The 21,142-nt window shown below is 48.9% G+C and carries 5 protein-coding genes; 2 read left to right on the top strand and 3 right to left on the bottom strand.

Annotated elements, in window-relative coordinates; translation table 11 throughout:
- Positions 1 to 166 precede the first annotated feature (166 nt).
- The gene (locus tag RB620_RS29510; RefSeq protein WP_308100661.1) at positions 167 to 7,624 is read right to left on the bottom strand and encodes an S-layer homology domain-containing protein; all 7,458 of its coding nucleotides are present in this window, start codon (positions 7,622 to 7,624) and stop codon (positions 167 to 169) included.
- A 211-nt stretch (positions 7,625 to 7,835) separates the two neighbouring features.
- Positions 7,836 to 17,012, bottom strand: coding sequence for a fibronectin type III domain-containing protein (locus RB620_RS29505; protein WP_308100663.1), 9,177 nt, complete (start codon positions 17,010 to 17,012; stop codon positions 7,836 to 7,838).
- A 387-nt stretch (positions 17,013 to 17,399) separates the two neighbouring features.
- Between RB620_RS29505 and RB620_RS29500 the strand changes: the two genes are divergently transcribed.
- Positions 17,400 to 17,750: a hypothetical protein gene (locus tag RB620_RS29500; protein WP_308100659.1), complete on the top strand. Its 351-nt coding sequence runs from the start codon at positions 17,400 to 17,402 to the stop codon at positions 17,748 to 17,750.
- A 76-nt stretch (positions 17,751 to 17,826) separates the two neighbouring features.
- Positions 17,827 to 18,432: a hypothetical protein gene (locus tag RB620_RS29495; protein ID WP_308100658.1), complete on the top strand. Its 606-nt coding sequence runs from the start codon at positions 17,827 to 17,829 to the stop codon at positions 18,430 to 18,432.
- Between the two features lie 459 nt (positions 18,433 to 18,891).
- Here the strand turns inward: RB620_RS29495 and RB620_RS29490 are convergent, their stop codons facing one another.
- On the bottom strand, positions 18,892 to 20,856 hold the full coding sequence (locus RB620_RS29490; protein ID WP_308100656.1) for a DUF262 domain-containing protein: 1,965 nt from the start codon (positions 20,854 to 20,856) through the stop codon (positions 18,892 to 18,894).
- Positions 20,857 to 21,142 lie beyond the last annotated feature (286 nt).

Genomic DNA, 21,142 nt, shown 5'->3' with positions numbered 1-21,142 from the left:
TCTTGAAGAATAGCTAATTTTTCTAAAGCGTTCAGTTTATTTCTAGGCATAGAAAATGCTCCCCCTACAGTAAACAGGTTTTATTATTTCACCTGTCTACCGTATGGGGAGCATATCAACCCTCCCTGATACCGCCATTTCTTTATTTTTGACGTTCTTTCATCTTCTAATCCCCAATCAGTCCGGCCATATCCATCAATCGTCTAAGAATGACCGCCGTTTCCGCCCTGCTGGCTGGTTTATCCGGGTTTAACCGATTGTTATCCGTTCCTTGAATAAGATTGTTCTCTACTGCCCATACCATAGCGGATTTTGCCCAATCCGATATTGATTCGCTATCTTCGAAACGATGAAGCACATCCGCTTTATCCGACGCCTTAGACGGATTACCCATCGCCCGGTACAAAATGACTGCCAATTCCTCGCGGCTAATCTCGTCATTCGGTCTGAACCGTCCGCCGTCGCCCTGCACAATACCAGCCTCAGCGGCTGCTTCAATGTAGGAGAAGTACCAAGCATCTAATGCAACATCCAAGAAAGTACCTACGTTTGAATGAGTTGCGGTTGCTTCGGCATTCGACCATTCCTTTATCCCCATGATCATCTTCACGACTTCCGCGCGGCTTACAAACCTCGCCGGAACAAAAAGTTGCTCGCTTACGCCGCTGATTACATGTCTGGAAGCCAATATTTCCACGTCATCCGCTGCCCAATGCCCAGCCATGTCTTGAAACGACCGGTTATAATAGAACACCGCATAAATCCCCATCGAATCGATGGCGGCCGTCACCATGCTCTTCTCAGACTGGATAAGCCCTCCACGGTAAATCCAGACCGAATCGTCTGCGTCCCACTCATACAATCCGAGCTTACGGCGTTCTTTGCCCTGCATCTCTTTGGCATGATAGCGAATACCCAGCTTAATCGGCTTCTGCGGCTTGGAATCCGCGCCATCCCATTGGATGACGGAACTCATTAACGTCATAAATCTACCGCTCGCCAGGTAGTCGGACAGCTTCTTCACCTGAAGAGTTTGTTCAGATGTCCACGCCTTCTTGGGAACCGTCACTTCAATCTCTCCACCGAATCCCGCATATTGCTTCGCATCGTCGCCGACCCTTACCTCCCAAACGGAATCGGATGGCTGTCCTGGAACCGGTCCAGGGCCGGGACCAGGGCCGGGGCCGGGGCCGGGATCAGGATCTCCGCCTCCCGGCTGCGAGGTCTTCGTCTCCGCATCGACCTGCATGGTCTCCGAGCCCAAGAAGTGTTCATCTTCCGCTCTGAGTCGAACGGTATATGCCGTATCTTTCTCCAGCTCTTCTATCGTCAATGTCTCGTTGCCCTTCTCGACATACCGGCGCGACCATGCATCCGAAGAATCCTTCTTCTTCCAGAACACGACCACATGACGCAAATCCAAATCGGCCGGATCCTGCCACTTCAGCGTCAAATCTTGTTCACCCGATGAAATATTAACGCCCTGAACCTTCGCAGGCCCTGTGGTGTCGGCTATCAGCTCTTCGACTTGGAGCGTCTTGGCCTCAGCCGTCAATCCGGCAGATTCAATGCCCGCTTCATTTACAGTTGCAACCCGCACTTCGTATTCCGTATCGTTCTTTAGATCCGTGATGAGATGCGACTGTATACCCCTAGCTAACTGTGCAGGGCCTTGAAATGCTGTATCGCCCTTTTCCTTCCAGTAGACGTTCAACGATTCGGCTTCAGGCAGATTCGTTTCCTGCCAGAGCAGCTCCAGCATGCCCCTTCCCGGAATGACCCCAAGCTTCTCCGCCCCCTCGCCCGGCGGCGTATCGGCTGCTTCAATAACGATCTGGCGTTCATAATCGGCATCCATAGCCACTCTCGCATAACTGATTACCGTTTCCGAGATCGATATTCGATAGGTTCGACCGACTTGAAGCGGCTCTGCCGGAATGAACCTAAACTTCAAAGCCAACGGATCGCCGTCCGTTCCGTTCTCTTCATTAATTGACTCGACCGTTCCGGCAATTTGCTCGCCGCGCTCATTAAACAGAGTCACTGCATCCGTTGCAAGGGAGGCAGCCCGCATTGGCTTGCTGAAGATGAAGTGGATCGCTTCGCCGCCGCGGAAACTATATGCGCCCGTAACGGCTGGCGACTGATACGAGACCATCGGAATATTAACGTCGAAGTGCGGCGGCAGCACCTGAAGCTCCGCGCTTCGGGTCGACTGATAGCCTTCTTTCTCGTACAGCACCTGCCACAGTCCTTCAGGCACATCCCATCCATACCGTCCCTCTTGATTCGTCTTTTGCGGGTTGACTTGCCCGTACCATTCTGAATCCCAGTTATGCCAGATACCCGTTTCCGAATCTTTGTAAGAGACCGTGGCGGTAACCCCTTCCAGACGGTTGGACGGCATACCTTCATACACATAACCGCTTGGATCGTAAATCATGACGATATCTATATCCGGCTTTTCCTCTCTTTGAGGCTCCTCCTCTTGTTCCCTCTCTTCTTCCTCCTCATCGCAGCGGGGCAGAACGCCGCCGCCAGCCATGCCGTCGCGCCACTTCTGCTCTGCTTCGAATTCCTTCTTCATCCTGTCTAAACTTGCTTCCCAATCATCCTTAATCATATCCCCCAGCGCCGTATAGGCCGTACCAAGGACGAGCTGGCCTCCGCCGGGAACTGCCATTGTCAATGCACCAGTCACCAATCCTAATCCAGTAAGGGCATATTTCATAATTAACCCTTCCTTGGCTCTTTCGTAGGTTTGATTTACCTGATCCTTAAACATCTCACGCGTTGGACCATGACATTCCGCATAGACCTGTTTGTTGAAATCGAGGAGCTTATCCGCGAACTGGACAAACTCATTGCCGTCCATTACGTAGTCCTTCAGATCGTTTAAAGTCCCAAGCTTATCTAACATGGGATCAAAGAAAACCGCTACGTTCACGAGATGGTCTGTGGCATCCTTGATCACAACTCCTTCACGGGAAAGCTCCTTGCGCTGTACACCGCTTAATGCGCTGACGGGAACGATGCCTTGGACGCTCCATAATCCCGAGTTAACGTTCATGTCCAACTTGAAACCGGTATAAGACGGGATCCCCGTATACGTCGATGAAGGCAACGCTCTTGAAGGTACGACCTTCATGTAGCTCCTGCCGTAAATCACATGCCCGCCAATGCTTAGCTTCAGGAAAGGAGAATAGGTCCCCTCATCATCGGGTGTCAGCGCTTTTCTAATCGCTTCGTTCAGTTCGCTTTCATCTGCGATCTCATACGTCCCATTACGGAATTCATCAGGCATTTCTGCCTTCATGTCGCTCCATTCCTGTTCATCCGGCGTCTCTCTTGGCCCTAACGGTTCGGGTGCAATGTCGTAATCCACAGAAAATGCGCCGGTCGGGAAAGTGTCTCTCGCATTAAGGGTGACGAGGAACTCCCCCGTCGATTCCAGATAGTTCGCTACTCCATCAATAGATCCGAAATTCACGCGGACATTCGAAATCCTCTCTGGCTGGTCAAATTTCAACCGGATATGGAAAAAGTTTTGGAAGGGTCTAGTCGCGTAAGGAAATCGAAGGACACCGCCCTTCAGCTCAAATGTTTGCGGATTTTGACCTGCCTGATAGAATGTAAACTGCTTAAGCTGCGGGTAATTTTCATCCACTTCCACTCGTTGCAAATTGGAGTGAGCTACCCCGTTATCTGTATACGCGGCAGCCGACAGTACATAGGCACGTCCCTTCCTCCATAACGAAGCCTCCTGATGATCCGGAAGCTCAACATCCGCCGACCAGATGCCATTCGGGGATGCAACCGCCGCAGCCGCCAGCTTGCCGTCTACGAAAACGGATATGTTATGATTCGCAGGCGCCTTGCCGCTGACATAGATCGTTGATTTCTTCGAGTAGGCGGGGGCGTTCAAGGAAATACCGGATGCCGACAATACGACACCTCCAATCGCTTCCTCTCTCATCAAGCTGCCGAAGGTCGGCCGATAGCGGATGGATAATCCGGTCTCCGCTTCACCGGCAAACTGCTCGCTCAAGCGAAGCTGATAACGAAGCGTCCCCGATTGCCCCGCATCGATTGCACCCAGCTGGATTTCATAAGTAAAACCGTTAATAACAGCAGGAGTTACCGATTGGCCATCAAGAACAACGCTTTCTCGAACTAGAGAAGCTCCAGCCGGAACATATATACGAAGTGCGCCATCAAGCAGCACCGGAGCTTCAGCTATAACCGGTCTTTGATAAGTGCCTCTCATCGTGACGATGGAACTTGGATTGAAATTGGTTGTCAGCGCTTCGACGACATTATTTGGTTTTCCTGCGAATAATTCTGAAGCTGCTCCGTAGCTCTGAAGCGGAACTCGGGTAATGCGCCCCTGCTGCGCTTCGATATCTGTTGTTATTATCCTTTGTCCATCCCAATTCTGACTGAAGCTGAGCATATATTTGCCGCTTTGAGATAAGCTGATTTCATAATTGCCATCTTTGTCGGTATTGAAATCTCCAATGTATCTCTTCTCGCCGTTTTCTTCATACCGATACAATCGGTTTAAGGTTGTTCCTCCTTCTCCTTTGACGATGCCAACCAATCTCGCCTGCTCCTCGAACTGGAGCGTGATATCCGTTGTTCCCTCAGAGGCTAGAACGACATCCGTACATTTTTCGTCAAAATTGATGGAAGATCCCCCAGCGCATACCTTAATGGTTTCCCCGGGCGCAGCCTGTACCGGAACGCCCTGCCATTTCAAATAGTAGGTAGAATTCATGAAAGTAGAATCAACGGGTTGGTCATTGCGCAATACCTTCAGATCATAGTTGGTGTAAGCAAAATACGTATCGTGAATGGGCAATTCTTGCAATCCCCGATCCAGGTTTTTAACTAGAAGGCGCGGCTTAACGACCGAAACGCTATTCACATGGACATCATATGTGGTATCCGGACTAACCATTACGGAGTCCATGCCGTTTCCGGCATAATAAGGAACGGATTCGGACTGCGCAAAAACCTCGTAGAAACCATTGCTCCAAAGCTGAACAGAATAGCGTCCTTCTGAATCAGAGATTGCGGTTACATTAGGCAGACTCTTTTTATAAAAAAGGATTTTTACGTTCGGCACCGGTTCCCCGTGCTCATTCAGAACCCTTCCCGTTACGGTAGGATTATTAGACTGGTCCAGAAAAAAAGCCGCTTCATTTTCACCAGCATGCAATACGATTTTCAGAAAACCAAATTCATCGTGAGGCATTCCATGTCCAATCTGCGCGGCTGAGACATATACCGTTTCGTCAGCAAAATAGGAGCCTTGCGTCTCTACAATTCCTTGCGAGTCCGTCAACCGCTCTTCCACAACTTTGTTATCTTCATTGCGGAAGATAATCCGAACTCCTTCGACGCCTACATCCTCCTCATTTGTTAAGCGGGCTGTGATCTTGCTTCTTTCCTTGATGGGCAACGTCATATTTGCCGTTTTTCCACTGTTAACCGCAATAGCTGAGCTTTCCCCAATCAATCGGCTATTCTCATCCATTAATTGGACCGTGTAATCGCCCGCTGGACCCAAGGACACCATATAATTTGTTCTTCTATCCACAACCACCTGCGTTCCTTGAGAAAGGCTGTTGCTCCAAATCAATAGTCTCCATTGTCCAGGCAGATCGCTGATGCTTGGGAGATTGACCTCCAGCGCTCCCGTTATACCAACAGGAAGCCGAATCGCGCTTTTCTCTCCGGTACGATCTTCCGGATCCGTGATTGCCGCCGTGATGGATGACACTTCCGTTACTCCGGTATCGATCGGGAATGTTCCCCTATAAACTCCCGGCTCAGCCTGCTCTATCAGCGTAACATCAGCCTGAGTAGTCTCCACCGTTACTTGGTCGTCTGCATAACGCTTATAGGATACAGTCGCCTTTGCCGTTCCGCCTGCTGCTCCTTTCGCGGTAATCGTAATGGTTTCTCCCAGCTTCACCTGTCCTCGCAGCGTTCCTGAGGCCTGCCATTCTACGCTCTTGATCGGATCCTCTTGTTCGTCGTCTGGAGGAATCCAACCGCAGGTCGTTACGCATTGCATCATGGCATGATTTCGGAAAAAGCCGAAGTCGTCGCGAGCGGCCGTGTATTTGCCGCTGTATACAACCGTTGATCCGTTATCATTCATCATACCCGCAGCAAAGGAGGCGGGATGATTAAGCCTCCTATTCTCACCGGTTGAGATATTCTTCCATACTAATCCCTCAGAGCTAAACGTGTTGTTCATTTGCGGCAGCAAATCGCGATATTCAGCAAGTACCGTACTGCCATCCCCGCTAATCTGAGGATTCGTATACATGACGGAGCTGCTCGCCTGCAGCACGCTGGTTGCGGCGCCGGTCGAACGGTCCCATATATAGATGCTGCCTTCCTTATGGAAAGCGATGCGCCTCCCGTCATTGCTCATGCTCGGATGATCGGCTTCCAACTCGATCGTGACCGCGTCTTCCGAGCTGCCTGTTTCCAGGTCATAGACAATAATCTTCTCGGAGGGACCGTCGCTCGGTAACAAGGAATAGGCAGCATACCTTCCGTTTCGTGAAAGGATCGGTTCACTTAATAGCAAAGCATCCGTTGGAACCGGCAAATGTTGAATTTCGTTAACCCCACTCTCGTACAAATAAAGTTTCGTCTGTAGATCAATTCCTTCTGCGTCAAGGTTCGTAGCAAAGGATCGGAAGAGCACACGACCTGCGTCACTGCTGATGGTAGGATTCCAGCTGGAACCGTTTCCTTCGGTCACATTGACCAGGACATTGGGATTTGACTTCCGATTCAGGAGATAAATGTCCCGCTCATTTGATGGCGAAATGGCGGTAAATGCCATAAAGCTGCCATCGTTGTTGATGGATATCTGCCTAATATTAGAAACCGAGGGGTAACCCGTCTGAGCAAGCGGGGCTTCTATCGTACCCGCAGCAAGGTCTCGCACATACAGCGTTCCTTGGTCCGCGTCTCCGGCACCTTCCACCAAATTCGTGGACGTAGAAGCGAAGGCCGCGATATTCCCGTTACCGCTGACTGCAACCTGATCCTTTTGTACATAGCCGTCGCCGAGAACGCCCGAAGCGTTCTTACTAAGAAGCTGCTCCTCTTCCCAAGGCGTCCCGGCATAGATAACGAGCGGCTCCGATCTTCCTCCGTTGTCGTCTACCGCATAAACCTCATATACATTTTTGCTATGCTCCGGCACGCTTCGATCATGGAATTCCAGCGTCTCCGAGCTTCCGGCAAGCTCTCCGTTGCGATAGATTTCGTAGGCTAAGCCTGCGCCGGTCAATCCGCTCCAGTAGAGCACGATCTCATTGTGGGCGGGAGAAATCCAACTGCCGTTGGTCGGCGGATCGACCATGTCGCTTTCCAGCGCCTTGCTATCAGGATCCATCGTCTGAATTTCGCCTAGAGGCTGATTAACCGTCATCATCCCTCCGTCGGTTGTCTGATCGTCAACCAATGGGAAGACAAGATCCGGTGATGCCAATACATCACTGCCGAACACAGAACTGCCGGGAGGCCATAATGACAATAATAAAGCCGCAATCAAAACAACCGCTATTGGCCTCCTCCTCATCCATCCATTCAATTTACCTTCACCTCGACTCTTTCATTGAAATTTCAATTGCCCTTCGAATGGTACACTTCGTTTTTGAAATTCTAACCAAGTTTTTAAAGGTATTTTGCGAATATCTTGCGAAGAAAGGCTAGGCGAGGAATCACTCTCGGGCTCCATCGGAGAAAAAACTCGGCGACCGCTCCCCGATGGAATACCGAGAAGCGATCGCCGCTTACTTTGTTCACCAGCGATATTGACCGCATGACTTAACCTTTGCTGCCGCTTCTGCTTTAAACCCGGTTTTGGTAAGATCTTTCATAATCTCACGAGGATCAGCCTTTATTGTGCTTTTCGTAGGATCTACCAGATCAATCGTTGCTCCGGCTGCAGAGATTTTACCGGTTAGTTTCGCTGATGCGCAGCCTCCATCCAATAACCGGTCCTTCATCTCAACGCCAGCCTTAAAAGTAATAGGTCCAATTTGCGCCTTTCCTGCTACCTCCAGCCCGATCTCATTTTTCGATAGATCCTCGAATGGGGAAACCTCAACCCCGGCTCCGGCTCCAAGCCCCAGTTCGCCGCACACGGAGAAGCCCTCGTCCGATAAGCACACCTTCACTCCTCCGCCGACGCCGCCATAGGCGCTTCCGCCGACACAGAACAGACCGCATGGGTCTCTCAGCATGATTGGATTATTATTGACATAACCGTACAGATTGGCCTGCTGCGCATCGAAGTACAGCGGATCGGGAGACGTCCATCTTCCCGCGTTTGCGTCGTAATCCCGCTTCCCGAATCGGATCAGCCCCGTGGCCGCATCGGCCAAACCGCCTGCGTAGCCAATGGCAAGTTCAAAGGCGGGATTGGAATCGGCAAGGAGAACGCCGTAGCTGTCGTACTTCAGCGTCTTTACGATGTTCCCTGATTCAACGACGATCATAAGCGGTGTGTTTACGCTGTCGGATACAACATAATACCTTTGATCACCCTGCTCCAGCGCAATCAAGACGCCCGCTTCATCATAGTAGTAGGTTGTAACCGCCCCATCCGGATCGACAACCGCGCTGAGCTGCAGGGGATCAAGCGGATTGCCGTACAGGTAAACGGTACTTTCCCCATGACTGCTCTCGCGTGCAACCCGTCTTCCAAGCGCGTCGTACGTGTAGGTATAGCTGGTTTGTTCAACCGTTGCCGAAAGCAGTTCGCCGCGTTCTCCGTACACGAACGTATCCTCGCCTCTTCCGGTCACATTGCCGTCTTCGTCATACGAATAAGGCACCTCGCCCACCATTTGAAGCCGATCGTAGCTTCCGTACACGCTCGTTTCCACACCGCGATCCGTAGCATCACGACTTACTCGATTTCGGTTCGAGTCGTAGGAATAGGTTTCGGCTTGGATTATTTCCCCGTCTGGACCTGTTGTGGTCACTTTGGTTAATTGCGCATTCGTGTCGTACTCATACTTCGTAACCGATGTTCCTTCGGCGCTGACAACCGTCTTGCTTTCGATAAGATTGCGGTCGTTGTACATATACTCGACACGATAAACCTCGGAGCCTTTCAGCGAATAGGATTGCCCGGCAATCCTTCCAAACTCATCATAGCTAGGCGTGATGGTGAAAGTCCCGTCCGTAACCTCGCTTGTCAAACGAGACGGATTATCGTGCTTATACTGGAACGGACCCCATGACGAAAGGTCATGGTTCTCATCCCAATCAAGCTCTATCTCATATGACGTAGGTCCATTAACCTTTGATGTAACTGTGGCTTGAATGTCAATCAGCCTGCCTAAATGATCGTATTGATAGCTGAACACGCCGTTCGCTTTTCCAGACCAGACTGCCGACTCAACGTTAGAACCGGTATACGTAAAATCAATCGATTGCTTAGCTCCCGTCAAAGCGGCGGTACTCTCGACCTTAGCCACTTGGTCGGTATTGCCTTGGTACGTGAACAAACGGGATATGCTGGAATCCGACAGCTCACTGAGTCGCCCCGCTTCATCCGTACCGTACGTCACTTTGCGCCCGCTGGCCAGTGTCGTTTCCTTCAAGCTTCCGTCCACATTACGCTCGATTTGCAAGCTGTTCGCGGAGCCTTCCGGCTGGAATCCGATTAGCAAATTGTTAACGTCGTATTGCTGTTGGTACGTGGTGCCATCCGGCATCGTAACGGCAACCAGATTTCCGTTCTTGTCATAAGATTTCAAATACGTCGATCCGCCCGGAATGGTAATGGACACCACGCGGTCCGCTTCGTCATACGTATACCCCGTCGCATTGCCCTTCTCATCCTCCACGCGAATGAGCCGGTTTCGTTCATCATACGTGTAGGTTAACACATGCTCACCTTGACGCTTCTCCGACAACCGTCCTTTGTTATCGTACGTGTGATGGAGCGGCTCAACACCAGGATATTCTTCTCTGATTACTCTGCCCGCTGAATCGAGCACTGTCGTCTTGGCTATTTGCCCGTCTGCGCTTGTTTCCGTGTACGTTCTCGCCCCAGCATCGTACGTGACGGAATGAGAGACGCCGTCGGTTGTAAAAGTAGCCGAGTAGTGGTTAACGCTAAGCGGATCGTTCGGATTCGCCAAATCAACCGTATAGGCTTCCGAATAGGTTGATGTTTGCCCATCCGCTCCGGTCACCTGCGTCTCCGCAATCATCGGAAGGACATCTCTCCAACGCGGGTCGGGCGTGGTGCGAACGGATAACTTCGTACCATCTTCATAGACGGTTTCGGTCGTGCGCGACGATGTTGTCCGCAATTGTGTCTGGGCACCGGAAGGCTCCGTCGTAATCACTTCTACTCCGGAAGCAGACCTTCTTGTCTCGTAGCGGGTCGTTAGTCCTTTTTCATCCGTGAAGCGCACCTCAAAGCCGTTCGCGCTTACTTCCCGCTCAAGCGTCTTCTCGCCGCCGTTCGGCGTCGTTGCCCGAATGAGCAGCCCCTCCGCATCATAGGCATACTGCTTGGAGTATCCCATGGGGTCGGTAAATTTCATAAGCAGCCCCTTGTCATCGTATTCCGCGGCATAGGATTCCCCTGCCGGGTTGACGATCTCAACAAGACCGCTATCGTTAACTGTTAACACGGTGCGCTGTCCTCCCGGCGCAATGATTGCCGTAGGTTTTCCCTCAGAATCCCTCTCTACAACGGTCACATTGCCATTCGTATCCGTAATCGTGGATAAGCGCCCCTCTGCGTCGTAACCAAACTTATGAATCATTGCTCCCGTAATCGAATGACGACTAGACAGATGATGACCCGTTTCGGTGTCGAACTCGTGGAACAACAAGCCGTCGCTTGCAGGAAACCCGAAGGTATGCTCCGGCCTGATCCGGTATAATTGCCATCTGTCGTGGTCCGGAAGGGCCCAGTTACTAACTTCTAACAGAAGCTCGCCCGAAGAGCTAACTGACTTCACAACCATACTTACTTTACCGAATTTACCGTCTCCATCCATATCGATGTATGGTTCATCGTCGTGCCAAGGCAATTCTCCATCCACCGCTTTAATCTCATCCTTGATTTGTTCGATGATATAATCCGCATATTGCTCGATAATGCCGGTAGGGGTAACCCGGTACAATAATTGCTGGTCGACCTCATAGAAGTACACATAACCCTTGGAATCAACAGCCATGGCATGGGCACGGAACCTTGCGTCTTCCGCTCGAATGCCGTCCCAAATCTGTTTCGGCCCTTCCGTTACTGTCCCCGCTACATTTACAACCGTACCGTCCGGCTTCAACATCCGAATGCGGGTGTAGGTGCCTATTCTCGTGTTCAGATTATTAGAATCGAGCATATAAAGATTGCCGTCAGGGCCCCTATCAATTTCGTCAATCGTTCCAATCGTAGCCGGAACGGCAGGCCCTTCATCCAAGCCGAAGCGATCTAAGCGCTTGGGCAGCCGGATCCCCATTGTCGTAACGGTTTGGTCCCCTTCTATCTTGTATAATGCATGCATATCAATAAAATATTTTGTTCCGTCATTTCCAAGCTCTAAGTGATTGGGAGTTTCCAAATCCGCTTCCATAGCAAGCGTACCGTTTGGAATCGGTTCATACTGGTCGTTATAAGCGTTCACTTTTCCGGCGACATGATCAACAGCATACGGAAACTCATAGGCTTCGCTCAAATCCTTGCTGTATATATACCCGTTGCTTGCCGCGAAATATACTTTGCCTTCTTCGTCAAAATTCGGCTCGGGCACATGCTCCATTGCCCAATTGCTTGTGTACAGTCGCTCAAGGGAGCCGTCTTCATTTAATTTGAATATTTCCGCATGATAACTAGAGTCGGACGTTTTGTTCATAAAAGATAAGTACGTCTCACCGCCCGGGCCATGCGTTGCGCCTCTTAACTCGTATTCAGAGCCCAATTGGAATTCCCCGTCTACTCCTCTATAGTTGACATTCTCCATGACAAGCGTATCCTCGTATCGTTTCACCGATCCGTCGCCTTGGTAAAGCGTCTGTCCAGAGTGGTTGTACGCATGATGCGCGCTGAGACTCCAGCCGGCAATGCCAAGCTCTTCGAAAGGATTGGCGACAGCATCCAGCACACCGCGATGGGTACTATAGACACTTGCATAACCTTGCTTTCGATCAATCCCCCCTTTCTCCCGAGTTGCGGGAAGCCTAGCCCATAGAGAATCGAAGCTTGAATAATCTTGAGACTGATACAGTATAGGATAACGGAATCCAATCTTAACGAGATAAGGCTGGGATGTATTCACGGTCCGCCCGTAAGCATCCTTCCCATCCCATACAAATTCGTAAGAAATATTTTCCCCCGGCTCGAAATATTCCTTGAAGTGCCGTCCTGCGATGGTGATCTCAACATCGATTCCAAGCAACGAAGCAGGGATTTCGTCACCTGTGACCGGAATGTCGATTTTGCGCTTAAATTCGTAGCCTTCAGAAAGGCGGCTGTAATAATGCAGCGATAAGTCAGTGCCCACGATCGGAACCGCTTGCCCTAAACTCTGTTCTTGGCAGCCGATGATGGATCCCGATTTTTTACATGAATCCTTATCCAACGATTGTTGCCGTTGAAATTTTTTTCGATTGTTGCTTACGTTTTCTTCTACATTCTCATCCGGCATCTGCACATCGTCAGGCAAAGCAATCGGCTTATTCAAATCAGCCGGCGTGAAATGGTCGAGCGGCGTGCGCCATAAGGTTTTTCCAGCCTCATATAATTGCCCAAGCTTTATTCGCTCTTCCAGTGTAAACCCAAAAGCTGCAAGCTGTTCTTCCGTATCGGGGTTGCCGTCGCCATCGGTATCGATCTGAGCAATGCCTTCCAGAATAGAAACGATCTGAATGACGACCCCGTTATCCATTCCCACCCATTTGCCCGTCTGAAGATCGTAGTAAGCGGCCGGAATGCCCTCCCCAACCTCATATTCAATGAAATTATCCACATAAAAATGTACCGGCTTATTAAACTCTACTCCGGTTGCGCCTGCCGCAATCGCTTCGTCGACAGACAGCTCGACGGCATACGTGTACGCGACGAAAGATGGCAGCTCGCCCGGCATTTGATTCATGCCGTTCTCGCCGACCGTATACTCCGTAGCGCGAACGTTCATTGTCGCAAGAGGCACTCGATTTCCGTTAGGCAAAGTCATCGTTGCTTCCGTACCAGGCTCGAACAGCAACGTCGCCTGTCTGGTCCCTTCTTCATCGGTAACAGGCGTTCCTTGCGCTACTTGAATGTTTGCATCATTAATCAAATCGATTTCTGTCACCTGAGTATCCAAACCTAGCATGACCACATCCGGCATCGTGCTGAAGTCTTCCCAGTACGCTTCCACCTTCCGCTGAACGGGAAGGAATCCCGCCTTCCGATACTCAATGGTCCAATTCGTTCCGCCGTTAACCACCATGTCGAACGTTCCATCCGTCCGCGTCAGCGTCTGACCGAACTCCGGATGATTCAGCACCGTAATCTGTACGCCATCCAGCGGCTGCCCATCCTTATTGAACACCGTCCCCCTTAGAACGGAGGGCCGGTTCTCCTCGATCGTCCCGGGCTGTACTCCGGTTTGCAACGGGCTTTCCCCGCTGTAGATAAAGGCGAATCGATCATGAAACGCCGTTTCCCCGGTTAACGATACCTCGGAAGCGACATCAAGCGGACTTGGAGGCAGCTCCGGCGGAACGGGGATGCCTGAAATGACAACCGCCTTCTCCGATTCGTTGCCGCTGTTGTCTATTGATGATAATGCGAAGAAATAACTTGCCCCGTTAGAAAGTCCCGTTACGGAGTACTTAGACACCTTCGGAATTTCCTTTGCTGCCCCCCAAGCTACACCGTCATGAGAGATGTATAACCTGTATCCGGCTAAGTCAGGCTCGAACAACTCTTCCCACTGCAGCGTGACCGCGGTGTCATTCGATAAAGCCATAAGCCCGTAAGGGATTTCCGGAGCTATATGGTCGCTTGGAGCAGCGACTTCAACCTTAACCGTGCCTGATCGCGCCGACTCTCCGCCGAGGACATCTTGAGCTTTCACCGCGAAAGTATAAGTCTTCCCTGCAGGAAGCGCCCTAAGCTGATACTTGGCGCCGCTGTCCACAAAGATATCGTGGTCCAGATAGTGCGTGGTCCAGGTTTGCCCGTCATCCTCGGATACCTCTATCATGTAAGAGTAAGCATCCGAGCTCGCCGTCCATTGGAGCAGCACGCTGCCGTCTACCGATGTTCCAGTCAAGCCTGAAGGCGTAGTCAACGGTTTGGGCATGGCATAAATCGTATTCGATTTGTCGGACTCGATTCCAGAGTCATCGACATAACTGATCGCAAAGCCGTACGTCTTGCCATTCATGAGACCGGACTGTTCGTGGGTGGGCCAAGCCGGCTGAAGCGTCACGTCGTTCCATGTCGTCCCGCGATCCTCCGTCATGTAAACTTTGTACCCTGTTGCTCCCCGAATCCCTGGCCACCACAATAACACTTTTTCATTTAACGCTTCCACCCCACTGATGAAAGGCGCGGCTCCTTCCAGTGGAGTTCCCGACACAGGCGTCGCCCGTTCCGATTCGTTGCCGCTTGTGTCCACCGCAGCAACGGTGAATAGATAGTCGGTTCCATTGGTTAACTCTCCAAAATAATACGAGGTTTCCAAACGCGCATCTATATTGTCCCATGTGGTTCCGCCGTCGGCAGAGATATAAAGCCGGTACATCTCTAGATCATTATCGATGGATGGAGTCCACGTAATACCGATGACAGAATTGCCCACTTTGTCTATTGAAACCTGACTTGGAGGAGCAGGCGCTTCTGCATCCCGCGGTACAAACTGCACCGCGTCGGATCTGCCGGATTGCCTTCCTTTACGATCGTAGGCGATGACGCTTGCCGTGTATTCAACCCCGTTCTGAAGATCGGTATAGGTATATGAGGTGTGGTTCCCTGCATCCTTCTTCTCGAACCATGAGTTACCATAATCGGTCGACAAGTAGACGTAGTACCCGGCCGTACCTGCGTCCGGTACAGCCGTCCAGATTAGCTTCGCCTGGGAATCCCCCGCTTCGGCAGTTGGCTTAGCCGGTCGGCTGGGAGGCGTTTTTTGGTCGTAAGGCACTGCGCTGAAGGCAGCTGATTTAATCGACTCGTTGTCGTCCAAATCATACGAGGAGACCGAGAACATGTACGCTTGGTCATTCTCAAGTCCTTCTACGGCAAAGGAAGTCGCTGCGCCCGCATCCTTCGCAGGTCCCCAAGTAGCGCCATTGTCTACCGATACATATACGTTATAGCCCTTCAGATCGTTATTGCTTACAGCTGCCCACTGTAAATCGACCTTCTCGCTGCTTGCAACTCCCGTCAACCGGGTCGGAGCATACGAGGAAAGTTTGCTCGCCACCGGCGCGATTGGGGTTGCATCGACAGTCCGCGACTTCGCCGATTCGTTGCCACTCTTATCGATGGCGGACACAGAGAAGGTATACGTAGTTGCGTTCGTCAATCCATTTACCGTGTAGGTTGTTCCTTTCCCTGCGTTGCTGCCCACGTCCCATGAGGCTCCCCCGTCCAGCGAGGTGTACACCTTATAGGCTTCCAAATCGTTATCGGCGACAGGCGACCATTGTAGGGTTACCGATGCATTCCCTGCGGTTGCCACAATGCCGGTTGGAACGGCAGGCGGAGTCCGATCGGGATTACCGCTTCCCCCTCCCGGGCCGCCGGTACCTGGTCCTCCGCCTCCAGGCCCTCCAGTGCCAGGCCCGTTTCCGCCTCCGCCATTGCTTGGGCCTGGAATACGGGGATCTGCTAATGACAAGGTCTGCAAAGTAAGCGCGCTTCCCCCGGACGGGGACTTGATCGTTCCAGTAAAGTCATATACGTTGCACTTGCATTTTTCTGTTTTTGGGTTTGATTGATCCAATAAGCGGAGACTTGCCGGTACAGCGTTCCCTACGAACGACCCCCACAGATCACCTGCTCCGTTCGTTACGCGAATGATTTCAGGGTCGTCTACTATTTTTAAAGCGTAGTCTCTTTCAGGTAAAACATGCAGAGTGTAATGACCATTCTTATCGGTTACGGCAAAAAAGGTCGGATTCGTTGTCACCGCAAGAACCGCCCCAGCCTTGGGTGCTCCGTTAATGTCGTTAACCTTCCCCTGGATGATGGCGGCTTTCTTGGCTATTAATTCTATGAAATTGTTTTCTTTCTTCGTGTCAACGGACAAATTCCCGAGCAAGTCGCCCTTCAGCACGTTTATTTCATAAGCAGCCTCAGGCAATAATACGATAAAGTCGCCGTTATCTCCCGTCTTCCCCCGGGCCAACACGGATTTTTTCGTATTTTCGTGGATGATCAGGTTAGCTCCGTTCAGCTTTCGGCCGCTATCGTCCACGGCTTTCACGTAGACCAGCTGCAACCCTTTGTTTTCGATTCTTTTCCAAAACCGATACAAAATCACCGCTGCCTCTGCGCGTGAAATTTGTTTATCTCCACGGAACAGACCATCGGGGTATCCCTTCATGATTCCGGTCGCAGTCACGGATGCAACGGCATGTTGCGCCCAGTCCGGGATCGTTTCCCTATCGCGAAATTCCGTTGTCTTGCTGGCATCCTTCTCTTGCATGACGAAAGCAAGAATCGTTGCAGACGCTGCGCGGCTTAACATCCCCTTCGGTTTAGCCGCATCCTGCGGCAAAGAACCCAGGAGCATATTTTGAATACCCCGTTTTTGTTCATCCGAAAGCGATATGTCAGTTGTCAGCGAAACGATCCGCTCGGCCATAAATACAAATTGTTCCGTCATAACGGACTTGTTCGGCCGGAATGTGCCGTCTTCGTAACCTTTAATAATTCCGGCGTTTACCATCTCTTTGATTTCATTCTGCGCCCACGACGGTAGTACTTCTGGGGGCTTCTCCGAAGCCGCCATCGCTGGAGTAAAGGACTGAAGCAAAAATGATACGAAAACCAACCACACCACACAAACGTTAAACCTACTTCGCCTCATAACGGCACCTCCATCATTTCGCAAAGAAAACCTTACCTTCGAATGGTACACTCCGTTTTTGAAGTTCTTACCAAGTTTTTGCCGGTATTTTGCGAATATCGTGTGAAGAAAAGGGGTTTAAACGCTTAGCTGTTTAGGGGCTATGGACAAGATCATCGGCGGTGTGTCGGAGGAGGTATCAAGATCGGCCTATTATTGATCGGAGCGTTTCATTACTCGTAGGCATTCCTGTTCGAAACGAACATTCCTTTCGGAATCGCGTTTTTTCTCACAGGCAACATCGCGATGCTGGCGGGAGCATACATGCTTATGATCAAACTGAGGAAGGCGAGGACGACCGCTCGAGAGCGATTGACCATACCGATGCTCAAATATATGAACGACCTCTTACTCTCATTTCGTACTTACTTCGCCAGACAAGCCACGTTCGAGTGGTTTGTCGTGATCATCGTCGGTTTCATGCTGCGTTCCGACCATCTCGGCGTGACGACTGTCTTTCGGGATCTTGCCTTGAACAGCCGCTGCTACGAGACCATGCTTCACATTTTTCGTTCGTCCGCTTGGTCACTCGAATCGTTACGTCTGACTTGGCTCCACGTGGTCCGCCGGACGACCCCGCTGCTGGTTGTACAGGATCGAGTCGTGCTAGGCCAAGGCTAACGCCGTTGCTTACGTTCGTCCCGCCGCCAAGAAGCCTGGACGAGGCCGGTCTCCGAAAAAAGGCAACGAGGTCAAGTTGAAGGACTGTTTAACCTCTCGCGCTGCTGATTTCCAAACCGCCACGGTTGTCTTGTACGGTAAAGAAGAGACTGTTCAGTTCCTGTGTCTTGATCTGCTCTGGGGTCAGGGGCTCTATCAGGAACTCCGCTTCGTGCTGGTCGTGTGCAAGGGGCACTGCTCCATTCTTGTGAGTACCGATCCGACACTGGCTGCGACGGACATCATTCACATATACAGCTACCGCTTCAGGATCGAGTGTACGTTTCGGGAAATGAAACAAGTGATCGGTGCCTTTAGTTACCGCTTCTGGAGCAAATTCCATGCCGAAGCTGAATCGGTACTTGAAAAAGGGAGAAGCCCATCCGCTGGAACAAGTGAAAGACGAACAAGATCAACATCGGATTGGCTTGACCCTTCAGGCGATAGAAGGATTCGTCATGTGCCAATGCATCGCCATAGGGCTCCTGCAACTAATCGCTTTACGATTCCGGTCGTATCCCTGCTTTATTCTTTCGTTATCTGCGAACACCTTCTCATGCCGTTGCATCGGAGGCCACGGTTGCCGATTATTAACGCCAGTTTATTTTTCGCATGTTTGCTCAAAACCGGCATTTATCCATAACGAAAATAATCCGCTCGAAGCAAACTTCGGCTGATATTGCCGATTCGTTGGCTTCTTAGACTTGAGAACTTTTTACTGACCAGTAAATATAAAGAAAAGGATGACCGCCATGGGATTGGTGGTCATCCTTCAATCTCTTGCATGTTGCTATACGATTGCCCTCTTGGCCACCGGTACCATCGCCGGAGGCAGCTTTTCCTTTAGCCGCCAGACGAAGCTGATGGATTCGTTCTTCTGTTTCCTACATTAACTTTCTGAGCATAATAAATTGATCCAACTAACCCATATCTGTATGCGAGAACATGCGGTCGTTAAATGATCATATTAGTTGAATAAAGCCCTTGATTTACAAGGGTTTTATCAATGGCATATTGTTCTGTTTGTTTTAGTTTTGTTGCATTGTTGACGATGTTCGTCAACAAGCAATAAAACTAATTATCTATTGAAAACATAATTTAACTAGACCGCTTGATCAGGTAATGATTCGTCCGCATCATTTAATTTCCCATGTAGTTTCTCTCCGATAGTTTTTATAACATCTTGTGCGTATGAGTTAAATTCTTCTATAAACATATCTGCATAATATGATTCCAGAGCTTCCATCGCTCCAATCTTACTCTTGAACGGCTTGGTAAACTTTTTCTTACATTTATCAATTATCATTTCGGAAAATTCACATTCAATTACCCCAGGATTAGCTGCTTCAATTTGATTTAACAATCGTATTTTCTCAAACATAATATTATTACCTAGACTTTGATTTAGTTCTTTACTAATAAAAATAAAATTAAAAATTGAATTTGTATATTTCTTCTTTATATCCGAAGGATACTTGTAGGAGGTAGTATCGCCAGTTGTGGTAAATCCTCCACTCTCATTGATAATAAAATGTTCAGTACTGAATTTATTGCTGTCAGAAATATAGGTTTTTAGATCTTCGGTTTTTCCGTTTACTATTTTTACGAAGTTGTTCTTAATTTCAAAAAAATTATAAATAGTTGCTAAGGACTTACATCGAAACATATGATTATCAGCATCGTCAGAACTTACGAGCTTATATTGTGCAGTAATTCTAGATTTAGATATTTTACTACGTGAAAAATAACTTTGTGAATGTTCGACAGCTTTAGTGTACCAATCTCTATCTTTGACAACTCCTAAAACCTTTTTTATGTCCTTCTCACCTTCGAAAACTGTAAACAAAACAGCCAGTAAATACATACCGTAGATCTTCCTGTAATCTTTCTTAGATTTATCTGTTTGATCAAATAGTATCTCTATTACGTATTTCATTATCAGTATTCTAGGTACAACGTTTTTATCTCGCATTATTTTTTTAATAAAATTATGAATTATAGTTACCTCTACTTGCTCTAAATTTTTAAAGAGATTCTTAAAATCCTGACTGGGTGACTCATTTTTAAGAATATCCAGGATAATGTCTATAAATTTGTTTATATTTCTTAAACTAAGTAACATGTAATTTTTGTTTTCAATTACTTTAATTAAATGCTCCCCAGCATAGTGTTTTTCACCATTAAAGTCGACTTCATTAATTGTAAAATCCTCTTTAAAATGAATATCTGTATATTTCGAATTTTTATACAGATCACAATATAAATAATGTTCAAGTAGTTTTGTCGTTGGGTAGTCCGTTAATTTATTCAATTTAAATGAGCCAATTTTAAATATCTTCCATTCATCTCTTATGTTTTTCCCAGAGTCTAGACTAAAAAGATATCCCTTAAATATATCTTCAGTATCTAACTTTACGCCTTTAAGGTTGACATCCATAAAATAATTAATGCTACTAGAATTATCTGTATCATTTGTGTTAACGATTAAATTAATCTGGCTCCCCCTAATATTTGATAAAATGGTTCTGCAATTACGAGCAGTTTGCAAGGCATGAATTTGATCAAACACATTCCATAATTCGATATAGCGATCGCGTTGATTGAATACATCCGAGGTCTCGATAAGTGTATTATCATCCTCCCCCAAATCGCGTAAGTTAAAATTATTGTCCCTCAGTATTCCAAACTTATCGAAGTTCGCCATTTCCAGCTCACATGTCTGAAAAATGTCTAGCTCTTCATGGAACTTACTTTTAATATATTGTATAACCATTGTTAGCGTAGTAATTCTTTGCTGACCATCAATAACCTCGTATTCAAGTGGAGTTCGTCTGTTTAGAATTATATTCCCAAGAAACTTGACACCTACATTAATATCAGAAATCAATTCAATTACGTTTTCTTTCTTCCATCGTATTTCTCTTTGGTAATCAGGGATTATATATTTCCTTCTTTCTGAAAGCGTAAAAACCTTTTTCTCTTCATCTCCAAGATCAATCTTAATCATTGCTGTCTCTGTTTTAAAGAAATCCCCTATGCTTAAAACTGTTCCAAATATTCTAGCCATCACACAACCTCGCTTCCTTAATCCGCAATTACTTTAACACTTCAACCTTATATTTATTCGACATTTTCTGTCAACCCCTTCCTTGGATGATTGAACACTTCTGTAAGTGTGATATAAAAATATAAATAATCCCTTAAACATATAGTTTCGGTTCAACCCCTGAATTCTTGAGTCTAGGACACTTAACGCACGTGCTCCTCAGTATTGCTTAAAATTGCTCAGACTTTCACGATTAAAGGCTCCACTTCACCAGTCGCCGCGGCAACACGGTACTGCTCGGGCGCTA

The organism is Paenibacillus sp. LHD-117 (genome assembly GCF_030929555.1).
Taxonomy (GTDB): domain Bacteria; phylum Bacillota; class Bacilli; order Paenibacillales; family Paenibacillaceae; genus Pristimantibacillus.
Note: the sequence above shows the minus strand (reverse complement) of the source record. Positions and strands in the feature narration are given on the sequence as shown.

What these genes read in the sequence shown, in the direction of transcription:
- RB620_RS29505 (WP_308100663.1), bottom strand. Translation starts at nt 17,012, where the DNA reads ATGGCGGCTTCGGAGAAGCCCCCAGAAGTACTACCGTCGTGGGCGCAG.
- RB620_RS29500 (WP_308100659.1), top strand. Translation starts at nt 17,400, where the DNA reads ATGATCAAACTGAGGAAGGCGAGGACGACCGCTCGAGAGCGATTGACC.
- RB620_RS29490 (WP_308100656.1), bottom strand. Translation starts at nt 20,856, where the DNA reads ATGGCTAGAATATTTGGAACAGTTTTAAGCATAGGGGATTTCTTTAAA.